Here is an 18289-nt window from a genome sequence, read left to right as displayed (position 1 = left end):
CAGAACATACTTATGTTACCCGATAAGCATTTAAAAAGCAAGAAAAAAATTTTTTTAGCTAGTCAAGCAAAATTCCTTGACAGAAGTCGACATTTTTATTGCATTGTCGGTTGGCCTCTTGTATAATAACTTATGTTGAAAATTTCTATGATACCAGTTGGAATCATTTATATATTGGAGGTGAATTCCATGCCTATTATTAAATCAGCTATTAAGCGCGTAGGTACAAATAAAAAAGCTAATGCTAAAAATTCAGCTCAATTAAGCGCAATGCGGACAGCCATTAAAAAATTTGAAACTGCTAAAACAGCTAATGCTGAAAACGTTGAAGATCTATATCGCCAAGCAGTATCTGCAATTGATAAAGCAAAATCAAAGGGCTTAATCAAAGCAAATAATGCTGCACGCAGTAAATCCCGTTTAGCTGCTCGTTTAGCTAAATAATGCAAAATTATTTAAAAGAAGATGACTTTCGATAAGCGATCGATTAAGTACATCTTCTTTTTTGTACTCTTTTGATCATAATAGATTAGTTATCTTTGATTAAGATACTTCTTCAATTATTCATCAAAATAGCCTGTTAGAAACAATTGAAATAGATTTTCTGGACTTTGACTAGTTGTTTTGATTTTTTCTTCCAACTTTAATAACGACAGATAAGCTGTTCGCAGTTTCTCTTGCGTAAAAACTCTACTGTTTTGAATTGCTAATTTTACTCGGTAAGGATGAACCCTTAAGGTTTCGGCGATATCTCCCTGTGAGTATCCATGTTTAAGCAAAATTAAGGTTTGCAATAATAATCTGACTTGACCAATTAACAACGCGTTCAGTTTCAGTGGTTCTTCTCGCTGTAAAAGTAAATCATGGTAGATTCTCAAAGCTGCAGTTTTTTGATTGTTCAATACATATTTATTCAGATCAAATACATTTTGTTCTAATGTCTGCGGCACTAATCTTGCCACCATCTCCTGAGTTATTACTTTAGTTTTCTCTGCAGTCAAAAAAAGTTTTTTTATTTCTGCCAAAGTTTCAGAAAAGTTGGCCTCTGTTTTTTGTAATAGCAAACCCAAAGCGGATTCTTCAATTCGATAACCATTTTGTTTGATCTTTTTACTGGCTATTTGACTGACCTCTTTTTCATTTAGCGCTAAGCAATCAATCTGGAAGGCTTCTTTTTTTAATAATTTACAAACTTTTTTTCTAGCATCAATTTTTTGGTCATCCATTACAATCACCAAGATTGTCGAAGTTGCCGGATTTGCTAAATATTTTTCTAACTCCGTCGGATCCTGATTTAATTTTTTTCCTATTTTATCTGCAGTCAAAAAGTAGGGATGTAAAATTATTACTACTCGTTGTTCACCCATGAATGGAACAGAATATGCGTCGTTGATTGCATCGGCTAACCATTCATCTTCCATATCAAATTTTCCTAAATTCATTGATTGTAATCCCGAGGGAATCAAACTGCTCAATTTGGTAATTACTTGGTTCTTTAAATACTTTTCTGTACCAGTAATTAAATAAATTGGTTGTTGGATTTCTGTCGATTTCTTCGTTAAGAATTCAGTTGCTTGCAATTTTATCCTCCTGATCGTTACTTTTTTCATAACTTATTTTCAAATTTTTTCCAATCATTTTGAACTTGATCATGCCAGAGTTGATCGTGCAAACAACAGGGACCTTAAATCTTTTCAGAGTCACCAAGGTCTCCTGATTTGGATGACCATAACGATTATTCTTGCCAGCCGAAATAATAGCTAAAGATGGTTCAAGTTGTTTGACGTAAACTGGAGCTGTCGAAGTCTTACTACCATGGTGACCTGTTTTTAATATGTCTGCTCGTATATTTGGATACTTTTTAATAACTTGTTCTTCGCCAGTTTGATCTAAATCGCCACTAATAATAAATTTAAATTTATTGAGTTTAAACCACAGAACTAATGAATCTTCATTAGTTCCAGTCCCATCCCTAAAAGGATGTAATACTTTAAAAATTCCAATTTTTTGATAGCGGCTTGTTTTAACTGGCAAAATTTTTTCAGTTGCAATTTCCGCTTGCTTTAGTCGTCTAATAAAATTTTGGTTCTTCTCCATTCCAGCCGGAATAATTACTCGTTTAATTCGAATCTTTTTAGCAATGCTAGGAAAGTTACCAATATGATCGGTATCTTGATGAGTTAAAAATAAATTATCAAGATGATCGACACCTTTGCTTAACAAATAATTAACGATCACTGTTTCACCGTTCGTTTTTGAATGTCGAATTTGCCATTTTTCATTTGCAAATGAAACTTTGCCGCCAGTATCAACTAATGAAACTGAACGGTTAAATCTAGTTCTAATCAAAGTGCTGTCTCCTTGCCCAATATCAAAATAGACAACTTCATCAAAAAATGGAAATCGAATACTAAACGCAATTATTAAATAAAATACAAATAATCCTAAAATTAAAAAAGCTTTTTTTTTGATCCAAGATACTTCAATTAAATTCAAAATAATAATTGTTGTAACAAGTAAAATCAGTGGTGGTTTACCAAACGTCAGCATAAACGGTAATGTTGCTAACCAGTTAAAAATAACATCGATTGCACCCAAAACTTGATTAGCCAAACCTGCCAATGGGGAAAACAAACAGCCTACCAAAACAGCTGGGATAATCAGCCATTCAAAAATTGGAATAATAGCAATCGTCAAAATCCAAGTTAAAAGGTTCCACTGATAAGTATGCCACAAAACAATCAGAAAACTATATGCATTCATCTTTAATCCTAATAATAACGGGCCCAGTTTTCCACTTTGAATCAAAATAAATGTTAACAAGTAACTCAACTGAAAACCAATTGAAAAAAGCTGCAACGGCGAATAAATTAAATTAATCAACAAAACAACACATAGGGCAGATGTCCGACTAATTCTCAATTTAAAACATCCCATAAGAATTATCAGCCAAGACATGCAAGCCGCTCGAATTAAACTAGCTGATAATCCACCGATAAAAGCATAAATTGGTAATCCAAGTAAACAAAGATAATTAAAACTTTCTTTAGTCATTCCTACACAACGACAAATTGTCTTGAGAAATTGCATTAAATAAACCACATGCATTCCGGAAAGACTAAAAAGGTACAACAGTCCCAGTTGATTAATAACCGACACTTCTTGTTCAAAATCTATGTCAGAATAACCCACTAATAAGAGTTGACTATATCCATTTAGCGGTTGCGGTAAGCTTCCCAACTTTTTGATAATGCTTATCCGCAATTGATGTAACCAATCAATTAACTTAGCTAACAAACTTACTCGCAAAACTGAAAAAACTTTCACCTTTTTAATAAAAATTTGATTAATAATTAACTGTGAACGAGCATAAAGCTGATAATCAAATTGATTTTCATTAGTTGGCTGGTTAATTTCTGCTATTTGGCCATCAAATTTTAAATTTATTGGAGTTGAGAGTTTACTCCATTGCTTTTTCTCGCTTTGACTTTGAAGTTGGTAATACCCTTGAATTTTCTGCTTTCCTTCAACCCAATAACCAGTTAATTTAACTAAATTACCATCGATTTTTAGTTGATCAGGTTCAACAATCAGTTGCTGATTACTCAATGAGCGTTCAGCTTTTATCTGCTGGTTTAATTGTTGAGTATTAAAAACCCACAAAAATCCAATCCAGCCAGCAGCAAATAAAATCCAATAATAAATTTTGCTGCAAGCTTGATACAAGCGGAAAAATAAAAGCAGTAAGACTACCAACCATACTACCGAAAACTTAAAAAAAGCAAATGTCAATAAAACAGCTAACAAGGTTGCCATAAAAAGAACTTTTTCGATCCTAATCTCCAGTTAGTTTAATCAGTTAACTGCGAACTAATCGAATTTAAATACTTTTTATCAATTTTAACTTGTTCGACTGCAACCTTCTTTAATTTCATTAAGCGGACAGCATAATCATCGTTATGATAGTTTCTAAAATAATATATTTTCTTAATACCAGCTTGTAATAACATTTTTGTACATTGCAAACAAGGAAAATCTGTGACATAAATTTCAGCGTTTGCTGTAGCTACTCCAAACTTTGCACATTGCAAAACCGCATTCATTTCCGCATGAATTGTTCGCAAACAATGACCATCAACTAAGTAGCAACCTTCGTCAATACAATGAACATCACCAGAAACTGAACCATTATATCCGCCAGCAATAATTCGACGATCCCGGACTAAAATTGCACCAACTGAAAGCCGTTCACAAGTACTTCTTAAAGAAAGCAAGACTGCCTGCATCATAAAGTACTGATTCCAAGGAATTCGCTTATCCATCTAATTTTCCCCCTTTTTCAATTTTTAGTATACCAGAAAAAAATCATCCTTGACCAAGTGTTAAATTTTCTTTTAGAACCTCAAATGTTTTATCACCAATTCCGCTAATGTCTTTTAACTCATCAAGCTGTTTAAATTGACCATGTTCCTGACGAAAATTAATTATCAACTCAGCTTTTTTCTCACCAATCCCATTGATTTGCATCAATTGCTCTTTAGTTGCCGTATTTAAATCAAATTTAGCCGTTGTTGTCGTACTGTCTGAAGACTCAGCGCTACTAACAGTCACAGCACTACTGCTGGCAGTTGCTGCTTCAGTTGGAGTCTGTTCAATTGTTGTTGGCAAGCTTTGATCTTGAATTTCTCCTTTAAATGGAATGTAAATAATTTGTTGATCATATAGTTTTAATGATAGATTGACCTGATTTTGGTCAGCATTCGTTAAGAAACCACCAGCTGCCAACACAATATCATTTACTCGCTGCTGGGTAGTCGTCCGGTATACCCCTGGTTTTTCGACCGCTCCTTTGATATCAACATAGAAAGCTTTTGCTTGACTATTTGACTTAGCAGCTGTTGATGCGACTTTTGTACTACTCTTGGTTTTAGTCAACTTAATTTCACTGCCACTGGTCAAATTAGTTTGTTGATAACCATACCAAAAAACTCCTCCAATGATTAAGCCGATAGCAATTAAAATTACAATGATTCTTGATCGATTCTCATCCAAAAACTCTCTGAGTCTATCCATTTTTCATCCCTCCTCAATGTTTAATACGATATTTGTTTTCAAATGCACAAAAAAACTCCACTTTTAAGTGAAGTTTGCTTACAAAGCTAATATTATTTTTCTAAAGCGGCAACTGCCTCTTTAAAAGTTTTAACTGGAATCAACTTGATTTTTAATTTTTGCTGTTCCACGGTTTTCTTGGCTAGTCGATAGTTACTGCCGGTCGGTGATAAAAAGATTTTTGCTCCTGCCCGATTGGCGGCAATGACTTTTTTATCAATTCCACCGATCTGACCAATTTTTCCATCACTGGAGATCGTACCTGTTCCTGCAATTAATCGTCCATGTTTTAAATTAACAGGCTTCAATTGACTATACATTTGTAAAGCCAACATTAAACCGGCAGAAGGACCTCCGATTCCATCCATATCAGTTTTGATTTTGGGAACTGATTTCACAACTGTTTTTGCTGCCAGTTCAACCCCGATTCCATTCCTTTTTTTAGTAATCGGAATTACTTTGCCCGTAACAGATCTACTTTTCTGATTACGATAAAAAGTCACTTTAACTTTTTTTCCAACCTGTTGTTTTCCTAAATAAGTAATTAAAGACTCTAATGAATTAAACTTTTGATTGTTAATTTTGGTCACTAAATCCCCAATTTTTAACTTATCCTTAAAATCTGATTTAGCCAACAGTGACATGACATAAATTCCTTTAAAGCTTTGGTGATAATGCTTGTGCGTTAATCGCAAAGCATTAATCTTAGCTTGATTGACCGCAGATTTCATATAATAGCTTTGAATCAGATCAAACTCTTGATCATCTGCTCCACCAGAGATTTCTGAACTTGGCAAACGTGTTGCATTGCGATCAAAAAAACTGGCCAGGTATAAAACTGGCGTCGCATGAGTTAGCTGAACATATGTTAAAAGCAGTTTTCCCTTGCTCTGATCTTTTTGGTTGGCAATTCTAACATAACTAGCAACATTCTCAGCACTGCCAACGGACTCAATATAAACTGGCAATGGCAAAAAAAAGCCCACTGCCAAAATAATTAGTAAACTTATGGTAATCAACAGTGAGCGTTTTTTATTCATTAATTTTGAGCCTCTTTTTTAAAGCAACTTCTACTGAAGCTGGCACTAATTGTTGTAAGTTCCCGCCAAAACAAGCAATTTCTTTAATATAACTTGATGAAATCATTGAAAACTCTGGACTACTCGGTAAAAAAAGCGTTTCAATTTTGTTATCTAACTTACGGTTCAATATTGCCATATCTTTTTCAAAATCAAAATCTTTAGCATTTCGTACACCGCGAATAATTATCTGTGCTTGCAATTGATTAACAGCTTGAACTGTTAAATGATCGGCTGCTGTCTTAACTGTCACATTTTGATAGGCAGTCAAAGCATCTTGCAACAAGCCTTGTCTTTCAACAACTGAAAATAAACCCTGCTTGCTAGTATTTGTCATCACTAGCACGATGACTTGGTCAAAAATTTGGCTAGCACGCTGAATTATATCAAGATGTCCATTAGTTACTGGATCAAAACTGCCAGGAAAAACTGCCTTCATTGATCATCACCCCGAAAATGATAAATTGATATTTCAGTGATACCGTAATCTGACCTTTTCCATAATTCACAGCCAGCAATTTTAGCCGGTAACTGAGCAAATTGATCAGTTTCACAAACTGCAATGCCACCTTCTTGCCAAAGTTTTAGTTCACTGAAACGCTGTAAAACTTGATTGATCTTTTGTTTTTTGTACGGCGGATCTAAAAAAAGGTAAGCAAATTTAAGCTGTTGTTTGGCAAATAAATTTAAAATTTTAAAGGAGTCTGCTTTATAGACCCGAAAAAGGTTTTCTTCTTTTGTTGCCTTTATATTTTCTTTGATCGTTTTAACCGCTTGAAACTGATGGTCAACTAAAATTGCCTGTTGTGCCCCACGTGAAATAGCTTCAATTCCAAGTGAGCCACTACCCGCATATAAATCAAGAATTTGACCACTAAGTGAATTGCCAAGCATATTAAAAACCGACTCTTTAACTTTATCGGTCGTTGGTCGCGTCAGTTGGCCAGGCACCGCCTTTAACTTCCTGCCACGATACTTTCCTGAAATTACTCGCATGCTACTTCCTACCTGTTCGATATTTTTCACGATCCTCATCAGTTAGCTTATACAAAACTCCAACTTCATCGCCAAAATCAGTTTTCAAGTCTTTTCTTAATGAACGCTGAACTTTCCTAACAAATTTTAAAGATTGTAATTTACTGAATACTTCTTTTTCGTCAGTTTGATCAACATATAAAACAACATATTTCATTTTTTTAGAAACATAATGAATTGTTCCGTACTTACGAAGCTGACGACTATTTTTTAGATGATATAGAAATACAATCAGTCCTTCACGCTGCTTGATTTCAAAATCCATTAATTCTCACTCCTACCTGCGATAACAATTAAAATTCCATGACTATAAGCTACCCCAACAGGTCGTGATTTACCGGTAATCAACTTACTAATCATCATTTTCAGCAACACCGGTTTTTCAAAAATCGTTAAAGAACTGTAAAATGGTGCCACCAGCATTAAACTGCTTTTAGATGCAACTGATAAATCTGCCAGTGCTTGTTTTTTAAAATTTTCTCTTTGCAATAAAACAAATTGCCGATTAGAAAATTCATCATTAGCAATTTGTTTCAAATTAGTTGCGTGCTTTGCAGCAACTACTGAACTTGGCTGATTAATAACTTTAGTTAATAAGGACTGCGCTTTCAAATTCAAATCATTATTTAATTGTAGCGTTTGCCGCCCTTCTTGCAACCGTTTAGCATTAACTTGTTGCAATAGGTCAACCGGTAACATTTGGGCAAGATTATCCCAATCAACCTTGCCTTGATACTGAACTGGTAGCGGTACTTGAGCGACTAAATGATATAGCTTCTTTTTAACCAACATATCTGTATTTAGATATTCCAAAGCATAAACTTCTTTTGAACCGGGCTGCAAATACGCAATCGCATAACTGCCATTTTTAAAACTGATTAGTGGATGCTGATTCAGCGCACGCTCTGATAATTCATACTGAAATGTTTGCTCTCGATAATTAAATTTAAAATTAGCGTAAAGCGTAGTCAACTTTAAAAGCTTTTTAAAAGACATGCCAACTTTAAGTTTCCCTTGGCGAGCATCTTGACCAATAGTGAAAATATCACAAACCTGATTGGTATATTGATCAATTCCAACTTTTAAGTAGTCAGACCCATTTAAATTATATAACCACCATTCAACATTATCTGCACTTTCTAATCTATCAGCCGGCTGGCCAAAATCTGCGGTAATTTTATTTGACGACTTTCCAATATAAGCAGCTAGTTGGCTAGTCGCTAACGCCTTGACCTTAGGCGTCGTTAGTTTGATATCATTTCCATTTTTTTCTGACTTAACATTTCCAACTTCATCAACCGAAGTTGAACTTTTTTGCTGGTTGATAGCTGCTCTAAAGTAGAGATATCCTAAAAGAATTATTAAAACTAAGCTAAAGTTTAAAATATTTTTCCAGCAAATCCGTTTTTTCATCGTTTATTCCTTAATTGGTTCAAGCTCTAGCAACAAGTCTTGCGCTTCAAGCACATCTCCTGCTTTAACATACACATGGCTGATCTTACCTGTTAAAGGCGCTTTGATGGTTGTTTCCATTTTCATTGCCTCAGTAACTACCAAAGGATCGCCCTTCTTAACCTTTTGATTTTTAGCAACCAAGACCTTCAGCACTGAACCACTCAAAGTTGCTCCAATTTGGTTCGGATTAGTGGGTTCAGCCTTCAAGGCTTTTCGAACCTTTGACTTTTGACTATTATCATGAATAATAATTTGCTGTGGTTGACCATTTAAATTAAAGAATAGACTCCGATTACCATCCTCATCAGCTTCACTGATCGAATTTAGTTTAATGATCAAGGTCTTGCCTTTACCAAATAACACATGTAATAGCTCATGACTGCGCATTCCTTGATAAAAAGTCATTGTATCAAGAACATTTAAAGCACCAAACTGTTCAGAGGACTTCGCATAATCCAAGAAGACTTCTGGATATAAAATGTAGCTCAAAGTTTCCTCATTTGTTGGCTCATGTTTGATCTTTTGCTTTAGTTCTTGCGCGATCTTAGTAAAATCAACCGGTTTTGCCAAACTGCCTGGTCGCACAGTGATTGCTGGCTGATCTTTTAAAACTACTTTTTGTAATTTGGGTGGGAAGCCACCAACAGGCTGACCCAAATTCCCAGCAAAAAAGTTGACAACAGAAGCCGGGAAATCAAGAGTCTTCCCTTTTTCAAGAATATTATTGGCATTTAAATTATTTTGAATCATGAACAGTGATAGATCGCCAACAACCTTTGAGCTTGGTGTAACTTTAACAATGTCTCCAAGCAACTGATTAACTTCCCGATATGTCCGTTTAACTAATTCAAAATCATCAATTCCTAAAGCTTTTGCCTGCTGTTGCAAGTTTGAATATTGTCCACCTGGCATTTCAGTTTCATAAATATCTGTTTGTGGCGCAGTAATACCATTCATAAAATCTTGATAACAAGGTTTAACTCCCAACCAATAACGATTCATTTTTTCGGCATTATCAATATTAAGTTCCGGTTGTCTGACATTACCAGCCAATGCGTAATACAAACTGCTCATGCTTGGTTGACTAGTTGTCCCAGAAAGCGCACTTGTAGCCACATCAACTATATCAACACCAGCTCGAACAGCTTGAACATAAGTTGCAATCCCATTTCCAGTTGTATCATGAGTGTGCAAATGGATCGGCACATCAACAACTTCTTTTAAACTTGAAACCAACTCATAAGCAGCTTGTGGCTTTAAAAGTCCCGCCATATCCTTAATCCCGATAATCTGTGAGCCAGCACTAACAAGATCACGAGCTAAACTCTGATAATATTTAAGGTCATATTTATGTTCAGCTGGATTAATAACATCTCCAGTATAACACATTGTCCCTTCAGCTATCTTCCCCGTATCGCGAACATACTGGATGCTTTTTTCCATCTGTTCGACCCAATTCAAACTGTCAAAAATTCGGAAAACGTCAATCCCGTCTGCGGCACTTTGTTGAATAAAGCGCTCCAACACATTGTCTGGATAATTTTTATAGCCAACTGCATTTGAACCACGAAACAGCATCTGCAATAAAGTTTTAGGCATTAATTTTCGAATGATTCTCAAACGTTTCCATGGGTTTTCATGTAAGAACCGATAGGCCACATCAAAAGTTGCTCCACCCCAAACCTCAGCTGAGAAGATATGCGGCAAAGCTTGATCAAAAACTTTAGCAGCTGGAATCATGTCCTTGGTCCGCATTCTGGTTGCAAATAGACTTTGATGAGCATCACGCATGGTAGTATCAGTCAACAACACTTGCTTTTGTTGACTGATCCAGTTAGTTAAACCAGCTACACCTTGAGAGTCCAGAACTTGTTTAGCCGTGACTGCATCATTTTCAGTTGCAAATTCATGTGACATATGAATATCAGGTACATATTTTTTGTGATGCTTGCCAATTCCTGGGAAACCATTAACAGTTACCTCACCAATATATCTTAATAGCTGATTAGCCGTCTTTGGCTTACGTTCATACTCAAATAATTCCGGAGTTGAATCAATAAAAGTCGTCTGAGCTTGTCCCGCGATAAATATTGGATGATTAATAACCTTTTTCATAAATGGAATGTTAGTTTTAACACCGCGAATCATGAACTCATCTAAAACTCGGTTCATTTTTTTAACTGCCCCAGCAAATGTTCGTGACATTACACACGCCTTAACCAATAGCGAATCAAAATACGGTGTAATCACTGCCCCAGCATAAGCATTGCCGCCATCTAAACGAACTCCAAAGCCACCAGGTGAACGATAGGTTTCAATTTTACCAGTATCTGGCATAAAGTTATTTTCAGGATCCTCAGTTGTTACTCGACATTGGATTGCATAACCGTGGTAGGCAATTTCATTTTGTTCTGGAATTTCCAAATCTTTATGTAGATCTTTCCCGTCAGCAATTAAAATTTGGGCCTGAACAATATCAATTTCAGTAATCATTTCAGTTACTGTATGTTCAACCTGCACTCGGGGATTAACTTCAATGAAATAAAAATCATCTGAAGTAACTAAAAATTCAACCGTACCTGCATTTTGATAATCAACACTCTTCATTAACTGAACTGCCGCCTGACATATTTCCTGGCGGCGTTCGTCTGAGAGAACGATGCTGGGAGCGAATTCAATCACTTTTTGATGACGCCGTTGAACTGAACAGTCACGTTCAAACAAATGAATTACATTTCCATGCTGATCAGCCAAGATTTGGACTTCAATATGCTTAGGATTTTTTAAATATTTCTCAACATATAGCTCATCATCACCAAAAGATTGTTTTGCTTCACTTCGTGCTCGGTTAAAACTTTCTTGAACTTCTTGATCACTATTAATGATCCGCATTCCGCGACCACCACCGCCTAAAGCAGCCTTGATCATAATCGGATAACCATGCTGATGAGCAAAAGCTTGAACTTCAGTCACCGAACAAACAGGTTTATCGCTTCCCGGAATTGTATGTAAACCAGCGGCTACAGCTGCATCTTTAGCTTGAATCTTATCGCCAAAAATTTTTAAATGGTCAACTTTGGGACCAATAAATGTAATCCCTGCATCTTGACATTTTTGGGCAAACTGTTCATTTTCCGCTAAAAATCCATAGCCGGGATGAATCGCATCGGCACTGGTTTTTTTGGCAATCCGAATAATATCATCCATATCCAAATAAGCCTCAATTGGACGTTTACCTGCACCAACTAAATAGGCTTCATCAGCTTTAAAGCGATGAACAGATAATTCATCTTCCTTAGCAAAGATTGCCACTGTTTTAAGTTTTAATTCGTGACAAGCCCTAATTATTCGAACAGCAATTTCACCACGGTTAGCGATCAATACCTTTTTCACTGAAATCCCACCTTCATTTTAATTCTTATTAAACTTCACTTGTCGCTGATGGATCGAGATATTCATCACGATCCCTAAAGCTAATGAAAGTACCAACATGCTTGAACCACCATATGAAACAAAAGGAAATGTAACTCCGGTAATTGGCAAAAGGCCAGTTACAGCTCCTAAATTAAAGAAAGTCTCCACTGCAAAGAAAGTTCCAATTCCATAACAAACCAAGGCAGAATAAGTATCTTTTGCCCTAATGCCAATTAAAAACATTCTAAGAGTCAGCCAACAGATTAAAGCTAAAATACAGGCAACTCCAATTGCGCCTAGTTCTTCACTGATTACCGCTAAAATAAAATCCGTATATGGCTCTGGCAAATATCCTCGTTTCTGAATACTATTTCCTAATCCTAAACCAAATAAACCACCGTTGCTAATTGCATAATAAGAATTGATCAGCTGCTGGCCACTATCGCTAGCAACTTTGAATGGATTATAAAAAGCAGTTAAGCGGCTATACATATAGGTGTATTTTGTTCCAGCAACCGGATTCCATTTGCGTAAAGCAAACAACAGGATAATAACTGCCACGGTCCAACCGACAAACCAACTGAAAGCCCGTTTCACTGACTTCAAAACCGCCGTGTTAGCTAGAATCATCATAGAAACAATTGTTAAATTAATTGCAAAGCCGCCAAGATCAGGCTCAATCAAAATCATTAACAACAAAACTGCTATTAGCAGCCACGGTTTCCAATTTCGATAACTATCGATCCCCTTATCCAATGAAAAGTATTCTCGTCGCGCCAACATTTGTGCTACAAACAGAACCAGATATAATTTACACAATTCAGCTGGTTGTAAACTAAATAACTTAAAATTGATCCAACCATTGGCACCATTCACAGCTTTAGTCATAAATTTGGCATAGGCTAACAAGCCAGCAATTATCCCAAACCCTCCAATAATAAACTTTTTGGAAGTAAAATTTGATAATTTTAAAAGCGTTGTTAAGCCAAAGCAAATCAATCCTAACAAAACATAAACTAGCTGCCGTTCTAAGTAAAAGTTTGTCGTCATTCCAGCATAAGATAGATTAATTGAGCTAGCAGAATAAACCATTACAGTTCCCACTAAACATAAAATAATATATGGAATGAATAAATAGAAGTCAAAATAACGCAATTTGATTTTAATTTTCTTCATCACGCTTAGCCACTAGTCATCCTCTCCAGCAGTTACATAAATATTAGACAACACTTGTTCAAGTTCCGTGACCATTTGTTTTCCCTCTTTTCGGGAAATCAAGCCACATTTTTCAGCTAATCTAACTTCACGAGAGAAACCATAAATTTGCGTATCAGCTACTTCCTCAAAAGCTGGGCATTTTGACATACAAAGAAAATTGCGCTGTTTACTTAAAATTGACTTGATTTGATCAGCATCTGCTGCGAGTATTGTCAGCATTTCATTTTTAGTAACAGATTCCCGCAATTGCTTCAGCCCCTTTCTAAACTAGAGCAATTATATCATACAAACCAAGTTGATAAAATCAAACTAAACGTTCTTTCAAGCTTACCCTCCTTTTCAAATTATTATTATGATGCTAAAATTCGTATTTTTCAACAGAAAAAATTAACTTTTTCTAATAAAACATTTTTTTACGAACATTATGATGTCAAAAAGGCATTTAATAACTAATAAACCTTTCTTGAATGATGATTTAGCAAAAAACATTTTCAATCTTTCTTAAAAAATTAAAAAAGCTCTCATGTCGACCTTTCGATCAAAGACATCAGAACTTTTCTCATCTATTGTTAATTTTTAAAAAGTCAATCCTAATTTTGTGATATTCCAACTAATTGTTAGCTTTTTTTGCAGCAATTTTCTTTTGTTTTGCCGCCTTTTCCCGCATATTGGTTGGTAAGATCCGCTTACGTAAACGGATGCTTTCTGGCGTGATTTCAAGCAATTCATCCTCATTTAAGAATTCCAAAGATTCCTCCAGCGTAAAATGCGTTGGTTTGCGAATCATTGCTGTCTGATCTTTATTAGAAGACCGAACATTTGTCAAGTTTTTGCCTTTTGTCACGTTAACTGAAATGTCTCGTTCCCGTGAACTTTCACCGACGATCATTCCTTCATAAACTTCTGTTCCAGGATCAACAAAAATGCGGCCACGATCTTCGACTCCCATAATCGCGTAAGTAGTTGCCTTGCCTTGATTAATTGAAACCAACGCACCAGTCCGGCGTCCAGGTTCCCAATTTCTAATAACTGGCTTATACTCAGCAAATGTATGATTAAAGATTCCATAACCCTTAGTCATTGACATAAATTCAGAATCAAATCCAATCAAACCACGAGTTGGGGCTGAAAATTCCAACTGTGTCTGCTTATTTTTATCAGTCTTCATGTTAATCATTTGTGCTTTACGCTGTGACAAAGCATCAATAACTGAACCTGAATACTCGTCAGGAGTATCAATTATGACATTTTCAAATGGTTCACACAATTTACCTTCAACTTCTCGATAAATAACTTGTGGCCGTGAAACTGCGAGTTCAAAACCCTCACGACGTAACATCTCAATCAAAATCGAAAGATGTAATTCACCACGACCAGAAACAACCCATTCATCCGGTGAATCAGTATCTTCGACTCTTAATGAAACATCAGTGTGTAATTGAACTTTTAACCGATCTTCCAATTTACGTGCAGTAACAAATTCACCTTCCTGACCAACAAATGGAGAATCATTAGTCTTAAAAGTCATCTGCAAAGTTGGTGGATCAATCCGCAACAATGGCAAAGCATCTGGATGATCAACAGGACAAACGGTTTCGCCGACGAAAATATCTTCCATCCCAGAAACAGCAATCAAGTCTCCTGCCTTAGCTTCTTGAATCTCTAAACGTTTTAAACCAAAGAAGCCAAATAATTTAGTAACCCGAAAGTTCTTTTGCGAACCATTGAGTTTCATAACTGTGACTTGATCACCGACTTTGATCTTGCCACGAAATACTCGGCCAATCCCAACTCGACCAACAAACTCATTGTAATCCAACATTGCAACTTGAAATTGCAACGGTTCATCAGAGTTATCAATTGGAGCCGGAATCGTTTTTAAAATTGTGTCAAAAATTGGATCCATTGTGTGCTCCTGAGTAGCTGGATCGGACTCATATGAAGATGTACCATTAACAGCGGAAGTGTAAACTACTGGAAATTCAAGCTGTGAATCATCAGCACCTAATTCAATGAACAAATCAAGTACCTCATCAACAACTTCTTCCGGTCGAGCACCTTCACGATCAATTTTATTAATGACAACGATTGGAGTCAAGCGCTGCTCTAAAGCTTTTTTCAAAACAAAGCGCGTTTGCGGCATAGTCCCTTCAAAAGCATCAACAACTAGCAGTACCCCATCAACCATTTTCATGATTCGTTCAACTTCACCACCAAAGTCGGCATGACCTGGCGTATCCAAAATATTGATCTGTTTGCCATGGTATTTAACAGCTGTATTTTTAGAAAGGATCGTAATTCCACGTTCCTTTTCAATTGCATTCGAATCCATTGCCCGATCACCAATATTTGTATGTTCATCTAGCGTATCAGACTGTTTTAATAATTCATTAACTAATGTTGTCTTTCCATGATCAACATGAGCAATTATCGCAACATTGCGGATATCATCACGTGTCTTCAAAATTTTTTCTTCCTTTCAAAATAATAGGTTTCACTGCTCAAAAAAACTTATTTTCATTGTAATTAAAAATCTTTGAAAATCCAGCTCTTTGTTTTCATTTCTTAGCATAAAAAAACTGTGACTTCTCTGTCACAGCTCGCAACTAACAATGAGACTGTGCCATCATTATTATGTCTTTCTGAGCATTTTTTGACGCTACTAACACATCTATTGATGATAACACATTTACTTCTTGACCGTCAATCGTTTTCACAGTTAATCCTAAAGTTTCTGCTAAAATTTTCCCAGCAGCCAGATCCCAAGAATGTAAATGACTCAGATAACCTATTAACTGTCCATTTAAGACATGAATAATTTCGATTCCTGCACTACCATAGATTCTGATGCCATGACTAGCAAGCGCAATTTTTTGCAAATTATATTTATTGTTGATCAACATCACACCACCAACCCCGAGCAAACCATCTGCCAAATGCAAGTCAGGCGGAGATATCATTTTTTGACAATTGCAGTAAACTCCCTTGTCAGGTCCGCCATGATAAAGCTGATTAGCCATAACATCATAGATAAACCCACGTTGACCCTTTTTTGCTTGAAAGATGCCAATCATAATGGCAAAATCACTTTTTTGCTTTACAAAATTCATAGTGCCATCAATTGGATCAATAACCCACAGTAAACTTTCCTCTTCAATTTCATTGATACTTGGTCTTGTCTCTTCGCTTACAATTTGTGAACCCGGAAAATATTTTTGGATTTTCCCAACTAAGAACTGTTCAATTTTTCGATCCAGTTCTGTTACCAGATCGTTGCGACTAGTTTTAGTTTCAATTTCGATTTTTTGGGAGAAACTTTCTAAAATCATTTTTCTGGCAGTCATTAACCATTTTGGTACCAGCAAATCAATTTTGTCGGCTTGAAATATCATCCAATTCACCTCTTAACATAATGTAAATTTTTGTCTTGACTTTCTTGAACAAACTTAACAGCTCGATAGAGACTATGACCACTTTGAGCTAAATAACGTCGATCTAATTGTTTTTGCAATGACTTTTGCGGTACGATTTTTAGAAATTGCTGATATTTCTTTAAGAAATTGTTGCGTTCAATCTTTTTTTCATATAACTGATCAACTGCTTGATAAAATTTTATAACATTAATAATTTCTGGAATTGTCCATTCGTCCATTAACGGATAGCTGATAGTTTCTTCTTTTCTCATCTTTTTCACCACTTGTTAAATAATTAACAATCTAATTATACACAATTTTCTGCTAACTTAGTCAAAAATTCACTGCAAATATTTAAAAAAAGCTGATTTTTAGTCTATAATTAAAACTGATGAAATTTAATTAGGAGGGTCATACTATTGATAACAATGAAAAACATTATTCGTGAGGGCAATCCTACTTTGCGAGCAAGAGCCAAAAAGCTAACTTTCCCTTTGACTGATGAACAAAGAGAGCTTGGAAAAAAGCTCATGGAATTTCTTGAAAACAGTCAGGATCCCAAGCTAGCCAAAAAATACCAACTACGAGCTGGCGTCGGGTTAGCTGCACCACAAGTTGATCGGTCAATTCGAATGACTGCTGTTTTAGTTCCTGATGAAAATAACCAACCAATTTTTAAACATATTTTGATAAACCCCACTATTATCAGTGAGTCAGTTAGAATGGCAGCTTTGGCAGAAGGTGAAGGTTGCCTTTCAGTCGATCGTGATGTACCTGGCTACGTACCACGTCATCAAAAAATCACCTTGCGTTGGTATGATTTAGACGGTCAGCAGCATCTTGATAAATTGCGAAATTATCCAGCCATCGTCTGTCAGCATGAAATCGATCATTTAAATGGTATTTTATTTTTCGATCATATTAATAAAAAAGATCCATTCTACGAAGATGATAATCTAGTCTTAATTGGTTAATGATCTTTTTCCGCCCGACGAACATCAATCAAATAATTGGCAGTTGCTTGATTAATCACGTACGCTACGTCAATGTTTAATTGGTTATTTTCTAACCAGCAATCCGATACGATCAATGATTGCTGGTAATATTCAGCTGTCAGCTGTTGCTGTTGTTCATAAATTTTTAATAACCTATTCAATTCAGCTTGAATTTTTTCAGCTGTCACGGCTTTCTTTGCCGTTAAAGTAAAGCAATAGGAAAAGACATTAACATCTTGGCCCCAAAAACGGGCAACTGGCTGTGACATTGAAAATACTTTTTGTGGAAAAAGTTCGGCATTTTCAATTTTAATTAGTGAAATTTGGTGTAAACAGTTAACGACTGCTAAGTCGGTAACTGTTTTATTTTTTTTCAATCGTTTTTCTTTTGATCTTCGTTTGAAAAAATGGAGCAAAAATAGCACGATTAAAACTAGTATGACAATCCATAAAAATTGCATATGCTCACTCATCCCTTCCAATTTGATTATAGCATTGACTTTTCCAGATTACTAAAGCTTTCCATCCTAGTGTACAAAGGTTATATGTATACTTATTCAAATAACTA

The 18289-nt window shown here is 35.7% G+C and carries 18 protein-coding genes; 2 read left to right on the top strand and 16 right to left on the bottom strand.

Annotated features, from left to right (window positions below):
- Nucleotides 1-189: 189 nt before the first annotated feature.
- Entirely contained in the window at nucleotides 190-444 is a 255-nt protein-coding gene (gene rpsT, locus KH893_RS04410) for a 30S ribosomal protein S20 (RefSeq protein WP_281164930.1), read from the top strand.
- A gap of 116 nt (nucleotides 445-560) precedes the next feature.
- Here rpsT and holA read toward each other — a convergent pair whose 3' ends face one another.
- The 15 genes from holA to KH893_RS04335 all read right to left on the bottom strand — a co-directional run bounded on the left by holA (nucleotide 561) and on the right by KH893_RS04335 (nucleotide 16998).
- Nucleotides 561-1580: a DNA polymerase III subunit delta gene (gene holA / locus KH893_RS04405; protein ID WP_281164929.1), complete on the bottom strand. Its 1020-nt coding sequence runs from the start codon at nucleotides 1578-1580 to the stop codon at nucleotides 561-563.
- Nucleotides 1567-3816: a DNA internalization-related competence protein ComEC/Rec2 gene (locus tag KH893_RS04400; protein WP_281164928.1), complete on the bottom strand. Its 2250-nt coding sequence runs from the start codon at nucleotides 3814-3816 to the stop codon at nucleotides 1567-1569. Before KH893_RS04400 ends, holA begins: the two co-directional genes overlap by 14 nt.
- 35 nt (nucleotides 3817-3851) lie before the next feature.
- Nucleotides 3852-4322: a ComE operon protein 2 gene (locus KH893_RS04395; protein ID WP_281164927.1), complete on the bottom strand. Its 471-nt coding sequence runs from the start codon at nucleotides 4320-4322 to the stop codon at nucleotides 3852-3854.
- 43 nt (nucleotides 4323-4365) lie between these two features.
- Nucleotides 4366-5073 (bottom strand): helix-hairpin-helix domain-containing protein, encoded by a 708-nt coding sequence (locus KH893_RS04390; RefSeq protein ID WP_281164926.1) that lies wholly within the window; start codon nucleotides 5071-5073, stop codon nucleotides 4366-4368.
- A 92-nt stretch (nucleotides 5074-5165) separates the two neighbouring features.
- Nucleotides 5166-6152, bottom strand: coding sequence for a SepM family pheromone-processing serine protease (locus tag KH893_RS04385; protein ID WP_281164925.1), 987 nt, complete (start codon nucleotides 6150-6152; stop codon nucleotides 5166-5168).
- Entirely contained in the window at nucleotides 6145-6630 is a 486-nt protein-coding gene (gene coaD, locus KH893_RS04380; protein WP_281164924.1) for a pantetheine-phosphate adenylyltransferase, read from the bottom strand. The genes KH893_RS04385 and coaD overlap by 8 nt, the downstream gene beginning before the upstream one ends.
- Complete coding sequence (gene rsmD, locus KH893_RS04375; RefSeq protein WP_281164923.1) at nucleotides 6627-7187, bottom strand: 16S rRNA (guanine(966)-N(2))-methyltransferase RsmD; 561 nt, start codon at nucleotides 7185-7187, stop codon at nucleotides 6627-6629. Before rsmD ends, coaD begins: the two co-directional genes overlap by 4 nt.
- Nucleotide 7188: 1 nt before the next feature.
- The gene (locus tag KH893_RS04370; protein WP_281164922.1) at nucleotides 7189-7491 is read right to left on the bottom strand and encodes a YlbG family protein; all 303 of its coding nucleotides are present in this window, start codon (nucleotides 7489-7491) and stop codon (nucleotides 7189-7191) included.
- A complete protein-coding gene (locus tag KH893_RS04365) occupies nucleotides 7491-8639 on the bottom strand; it encodes a CAP-associated domain-containing protein (protein ID WP_281164921.1) in 1149 nt (382 codons plus the stop codon). Before KH893_RS04365 ends, KH893_RS04370 begins: the two co-directional genes overlap by 1 nt.
- Nucleotides 8640-8642: 3 nt before the next feature.
- The gene (locus tag KH893_RS04360; RefSeq protein WP_281164920.1) at nucleotides 8643-12074 is read right to left on the bottom strand and encodes a pyruvate carboxylase; all 3432 of its coding nucleotides are present in this window, start codon (nucleotides 12072-12074) and stop codon (nucleotides 8643-8645) included.
- Nucleotides 12075-12092: 18 nt separating this feature from the next.
- Nucleotides 12093-13271, bottom strand: a complete 1179-nt coding sequence (locus tag KH893_RS04355; RefSeq protein WP_282564696.1) for an FtsW/RodA/SpoVE family cell cycle protein — start codon at nucleotides 13269-13271, stop codon at nucleotides 12093-12095.
- A 12-nt stretch (nucleotides 13272-13283) separates the two neighbouring features.
- Nucleotides 13284-13559, bottom strand: a complete 276-nt coding sequence (locus KH893_RS04350) for a DUF1507 family protein (protein WP_281164918.1) — start codon at nucleotides 13557-13559, stop codon at nucleotides 13284-13286.
- Nucleotides 13560-13923: 364 nt separating this feature from the next.
- On the bottom strand, nucleotides 13924-15777 hold the full coding sequence (gene typA, locus KH893_RS04345) for a translational GTPase TypA (RefSeq protein WP_281164917.1): 1854 nt from the start codon (nucleotides 15775-15777) through the stop codon (nucleotides 13924-13926).
- A 142-nt stretch (nucleotides 15778-15919) separates the two neighbouring features.
- A complete protein-coding gene (locus KH893_RS04340; protein ID WP_281164916.1) occupies nucleotides 15920-16705 on the bottom strand; it encodes an inositol monophosphatase family protein in 786 nt (261 codons plus the stop codon).
- 5 nt (nucleotides 16706-16710) lie between these two features.
- The gene (locus KH893_RS04335) at nucleotides 16711-16998 is read right to left on the bottom strand and encodes a UPF0223 family protein (protein WP_281164915.1); all 288 of its coding nucleotides are present in this window, start codon (nucleotides 16996-16998) and stop codon (nucleotides 16711-16713) included.
- A 147-nt stretch (nucleotides 16999-17145) separates the two neighbouring features.
- Here KH893_RS04335 and def point away from each other — a divergent pair, with 147 nt between their 5' ends.
- Nucleotides 17146-17700 (top strand): peptide deformylase, encoded by a 555-nt coding sequence (gene def / locus KH893_RS04330; RefSeq protein WP_281164914.1) that lies wholly within the window; start codon nucleotides 17146-17148, stop codon nucleotides 17698-17700.
- On the opposite strand, the gene KH893_RS04325 is transcribed toward def, so the two are convergent.
- Nucleotides 17697-18098, bottom strand: coding sequence for a hypothetical protein (locus KH893_RS04325; RefSeq protein ID WP_281164913.1), 402 nt, complete (start codon nucleotides 18096-18098; stop codon nucleotides 17697-17699). The genes def and KH893_RS04325 overlap by 4 nt on opposite strands.
- Between the last annotated feature and the right edge of the window lie 191 nt (nucleotides 18099-18289).

The sequence above is a fragment of the Liquorilactobacillus sicerae genome (assembly GCF_029916425.1).
GTDB classification, from domain to species: Bacteria; Bacillota; Bacilli; order Lactobacillales; family Lactobacillaceae; genus Liquorilactobacillus; species Liquorilactobacillus sicerae.
The sequence above is the reverse complement of the archived record's forward strand: the minus strand, read 5'-3'. Positions and strand labels throughout refer to the sequence as shown.

Excerpts from the sequence above, each read along its gene's own strand:
- rpsT (WP_281164930.1), top strand. The coding sequence starts at position 190 with ATGCCTATTATTAAATCAGCTATTAAGCGCGTAGGTACAAATAAAAAA.
- KH893_RS04400 (WP_281164928.1), bottom strand. The coding sequence starts at position 3,816 with ATGGCAACCTTGTTAGCTGTTTTATTGACATTTGCTTTTTTTAAGTTT.
- KH893_RS04395 (WP_281164927.1), bottom strand. The coding sequence starts at position 4,322 with ATGGATAAGCGAATTCCTTGGAATCAGTACTTTATGATGCAGGCAGTC.
- KH893_RS04390 (WP_281164926.1), bottom strand. The coding sequence starts at position 5,073 with ATGGATAGACTCAGAGAGTTTTTGGATGAGAATCGATCAAGAATCATT.
- KH893_RS04385 (WP_281164925.1), bottom strand. The coding sequence starts at position 6,152 with ATGAATAAAAAACGCTCACTGTTGATTACCATAAGTTTACTAATTATT.
- coaD (WP_281164924.1), bottom strand. The coding sequence starts at position 6,630 with ATGAAGGCAGTTTTTCCTGGCAGTTTTGATCCAGTAACTAATGGACAT.
- rsmD (WP_281164923.1), bottom strand. The coding sequence starts at position 7,187 with ATGCGAGTAATTTCAGGAAAGTATCGTGGCAGGAAGTTAAAGGCGGTG.
- KH893_RS04370 (WP_281164922.1), bottom strand. The coding sequence starts at position 7,491 with ATGGATTTTGAAATCAAGCAGCGTGAAGGACTGATTGTATTTCTATAT.
- KH893_RS04365 (WP_281164921.1), bottom strand. The coding sequence starts at position 8,639 with ATGAAAAAACGGATTTGCTGGAAAAATATTTTAAACTTTAGCTTAGTT.
- KH893_RS04355 (WP_282564696.1), bottom strand. The coding sequence starts at position 13,271 with ATGAAGAAAATTAAAATCAAATTGCGTTATTTTGACTTCTATTTATTC.
- KH893_RS04340 (WP_281164916.1), bottom strand. The coding sequence starts at position 16,705 with ATGATATTTCAAGCCGACAAAATTGATTTGCTGGTACCAAAATGGTTA.
- KH893_RS04335 (WP_281164915.1), bottom strand. The coding sequence starts at position 16,998 with ATGAGAAAAGAAGAAACTATCAGCTATCCGTTAATGGACGAATGGACA.